General features: G+C 67.1%; 5 protein-coding genes. 4 read left to right on the top strand and 1 reads right to left on the bottom strand.

What is annotated here, in order from left to right:
- The 3 genes from ABYB95_RS20020 to ABYB95_RS20010 form a co-directional block, all read left to right on the top strand.
- Positions 1-762: GyrI-like domain-containing protein (locus tag ABYB95_RS20020; protein ID WP_372660975.1), on the top strand; the 762-nt coding region annotated here is incomplete at its 5' end.
- 6 nt (positions 763-768) lie between these two features.
- Positions 769-1,419: a chromate transporter gene (locus tag ABYB95_RS20015; RefSeq protein WP_372660972.1), complete on the top strand. Its 651-nt coding sequence runs from the start codon at positions 769-771 to the stop codon at positions 1,417-1,419.
- Positions 1,416-2,012 (top strand): chromate transporter, encoded by a 597-nt coding sequence (locus ABYB95_RS20010; RefSeq protein ID WP_372660968.1) that lies wholly within the window; start codon positions 1,416-1,418, stop codon positions 2,010-2,012. The genes ABYB95_RS20015 and ABYB95_RS20010 overlap by 4 nt, the downstream gene beginning before the upstream one ends.
- A gap of 24 nt (positions 2,013-2,036) precedes the next feature.
- Here ABYB95_RS20010 and ABYB95_RS20005 read toward each other — a convergent pair whose 3' ends face one another.
- Positions 2,037-2,981, bottom strand: coding sequence for a LysR family transcriptional regulator (locus ABYB95_RS20005; RefSeq protein WP_372660965.1), 945 nt, complete (start codon positions 2,979-2,981; stop codon positions 2,037-2,039).
- A 109-nt stretch (positions 2,982-3,090) separates the two neighbouring features.
- Here ABYB95_RS20005 and ABYB95_RS20000 point away from each other — a divergent pair.
- Positions 3,091-3,294, top strand: a 204-nt coding sequence (locus tag ABYB95_RS20000) for an SDR family NAD(P)-dependent oxidoreductase (protein ID WP_372660962.1), incomplete at its 3' end; no start/stop codon positions are given.

The following is a 3,294-nucleotide window of genomic DNA, read 5'->3' as shown; positions in this document are numbered from 1 at the left end:
GCGCACCTCTCGCCCTACCACTGGCACCGCGTCTACCACGCGCTGCACGGCGAGACCATCGCCGTCACGGTGCGAAGGCTGCGGCTGCACCGCGCCACGGGTTACCTGGCCAACAGCCAGCTGCCGGTGGAGCAGGTCGCGCGCCGCTGCGGCTACCCCAACGCACAGTCTTTTGCCCGCGCCTTCCGAACCGCTTACGGCATGAGCCCGCTGCAATACCGCCAGCACGGCGGGCACACGGTCTTTCGCAACACCCCCTCTGCGCAAGCCCTTGCACCCGGGGGTTACCCGGTGGAGCTGCGCGAGGTGCCCCGCCTGCGGCTGGCCGGGCTGGACCACAAGGGCTCGTACATGGCGATTGGCAAGGCCTTTGAAGGCAGCTTTGTACAACTCGCAGCGCTGGACCTGGTCGGCCCCGATTCGCGCTGGATCGCCGAGTACCTGGACGACCCTTTCGCGGTACCCGAGAAGCAGCTCTGTTCGCGCGCCGGTCTGTCGGTGCCCGCCGATGCGGTGCTGGCCGCGCCGCTGGTGGCATTCGACGTCGGTGGCGGCCCCTGCGCCGTGCTGCGGCACCGTGGACCCTATGCCACCATGCGCGCGGCCTACCAATGGCTGTACGGCCATTGGCTGGTGAACAGCGGACTCGAAGCCGGCGATGCGCCGGTGTTCGAGGAATACCTGAACAACCCGCGCGACACCGCCCCGGCGGATCTGCTGACCGATATTTTTCTCCCTCTGGCGCGGACGCCCACACCTTGACAGGCCATGGACAGCCGCCTCCCCGATAATCCCGGCATGCCATCGCCAGCTCCAACACACCCCGATGCAGCCGAGCCGCTGCCGCTGCATCAGCCCCAGTCGAAAACCGATCTTTTCCTGTCTTTCACCTGGCTGGCCTTGCAAGGTTTTGGCGGCGTGCTGGCGATAGTGCAGCGCGAAATGGTGGAGAAAAAGCGCTGGATGACGCGCGAGCAGTTCGTGGAGGACTGGGCGGTCGCGCAGATCATGCCCGGCCCCAACGTGGTCAACCTCTCCATGATGATCGGTGGCCGCTGCTTCGGCCTGCCGGGCGCCTTGGCGGCGCTGTCGGGCATGTTGCTGCTGCCGACGCTGCTGGTGCTGGTCCTGGTGATTGCCTATGGCAGCGTGGCCGATACCCCCGCTGCGCAAGGCGCGCTGCGCGGCATGGGCGCGGTGGCCGCCGGGCTGATCACCGCCACCGGCATCAAACTGATTTCGGCGCTCGACAAAAACCCCATGGGCATGGCGGTCTGCATCGCGCTGGCCGCCGCCACGTTCGCTGCGATTGCGCTGCTGCGCTGGCCGCTGATGTGGGTGCTGCTGTGCCTGGGCGGCGGGGCCTGTCTTTGGACCTACCGCGTGCTGAGCTTGCAAGAGCGGGGCCGCCAGTCATGAACATGGCACCCACCTGGGCCAACTGGCTCGATCTGTTCAACCATTTCGCGTCGCTCTCGCTGCTGGCGGTGGGCGGGGCCATCACTACCGCGCCCGACATGCACCGCTACCTGGTGTACGAGCACGGCTGGATCAGCGACGCACAGTTCACCTCCTCCATCGCCTTGTCGCAGGCCGCGCCCGGCCCCAATGTGTTGTTCGTGGCCCTGCTGGGCTGGAACGTGGGCCTGAACGCGGGTGGCGGCATGGGCGCCGGTCCGTCGGCCTGGGTGCTGGCGCTGCTGGGTGTGCTGGTGACCATGGTGGCGATCCTGCTGCCCTCTTCGGTGCTCACCTACTCGGCCACGCGCTGGGCCCACCACAACCGCACCCTGCGCCCGGTGCGCGCCTTCAAGGCTGGCATGGCCCCGATCGTGATCGCGCTGCTGATCGCCACCGGCTGGGTGCTGATTGCGGCGCGCGACGTACCGGCACGCGATTGGCCGCTCTGGCTGCTGATGGCGGTTGCAACCCTGGTGGTGTGGCGTACCCGCCTGCACTTGTTGTGGCTGATCGGCGCGGGCGCCGTGCTCGGGGCCCTGGGCGTGGTCTGACGACCCCGGCGCAGCACAAGGGCTTCAGGCGTTGTCCGTGGCGGGCCCGCCCGGTTCGGCGTTGCGCTGCGACAAGTAGTCCTGCGTCACCCCGGCCAACCAGTCCATCACCAGCCGCACCCGCCGCGACAGGTTGCGCCGGCTCACGTACAACAGGTTCAAGGGCATGGGCGCTGGCGTCCACTCGGGCAGCAAGACCACCAGATCGCCCCGCACCAGCCAGTCCCGAACCCCCGCCACCGGCACCTGGATGATGCCCAGCCCGGCCAGACAGGCGCTGGTGTAGGCCTCTGCGTTGTCCACCGTCACCGCGCCAGACATGGCAAGCTGCCGTGGCTGCCCGGCTTCAAGGTAGTCAAAACCACCCGATCGCGCGCCCAGGGTGTTGACGTAGTGCACCAGCTGGTGCCGGGACAGGTCGGCCAGATCGACGGGCACACCATGTTGCGCCAGGTAAGCCGGGCTGGCGCAATTGACCATGCGCAAATGCCCGAGCGGGCGGCCGATCAGACCCGCATCCACCACCTGCCCCGCGCGCAGCACGCAGTCAAAACCCTCGCGCACCAGATCGACCCGGCGCTCGGTGCAGCTCAACTCCACCTCAAGCAGCGGATGCGCCCGCAGCAACTCGGGCAGACGGGGCATGACAGCGTGGCGCGCCAGACCGGTGGACATGTCCACACGCACCCGCCCGCGCAGCGACTGCGCGCCGGTTTGCTGGAACATGCTTTGCAAATCGTCCAGCTCGGCCAGCAGGTCGATGCAGCGTTCGTAAAACCGCTGCCCGTCCTGCGACAACTGCACCTTGCGTGTGGTGCGGTGCAAAAGCCGGGTGCCGAGCGCATTTTCCAGTTGCTGCACCGCCGTGGACACCTTGGCCTTGGGCAGACCCAGGCTCAGCGCCGCCTGGGTGAAGCTGGCCAGTTCGGCGACCCGGATGAAGACGCGCCATTGTTCGGGTGGATTCATTGTCTGGATTTTAGAGACAATTATTTCAAACAATCGGTCTTTATCTAAATCATGGGCATCAATACAGTGGTGGCTTCACCCGGTCCACCACCTCTTCCAGGAAGCACCCATGAACACCACGACCTCAAACGCCCCCATCGCCCTCGTCACCGGCGGCAGCCGGGGCCTGGGCAAAAGCACCGCCCTGCAACTGGCCCGCAACGGCAGCGACGTGATCCTCACCTACCAGAGCCAAGAAGCGCAGGCCCAGGCTGTGGTGGCGGAAATCGCCGCTCTGGGCCGCAGCGCCGTGGCCCTGCAGCTGGACGTGGCG

The organism is Hydrogenophaga sp., assembly GCF_041633695.1.
GTDB lineage: Bacteria > Pseudomonadota > Gammaproteobacteria > Burkholderiales > Burkholderiaceae_C > Hydrogenophaga.
The sequence above is the reverse complement of the archived record's forward strand: the minus strand, read 5'-3'. Positions and strand labels throughout refer to the sequence as shown.

Coding starts and splice junctions, on each gene's coding strand:
- ABYB95_RS20015 (WP_372660972.1), top strand. CDS start 769: ATGGACAGCCGCCTCCCCGATAATCCCGGCATGCCATCGCCAGCTCCA.
- ABYB95_RS20010 (WP_372660968.1), top strand. CDS start 1,416: ATGAACATGGCACCCACCTGGGCCAACTGGCTCGATCTGTTCAACCAT.
- ABYB95_RS20005 (WP_372660965.1), bottom strand. CDS start 2,981: ATGAATCCACCCGAACAATGGCGCGTCTTCATCCGGGTCGCCGAACTG.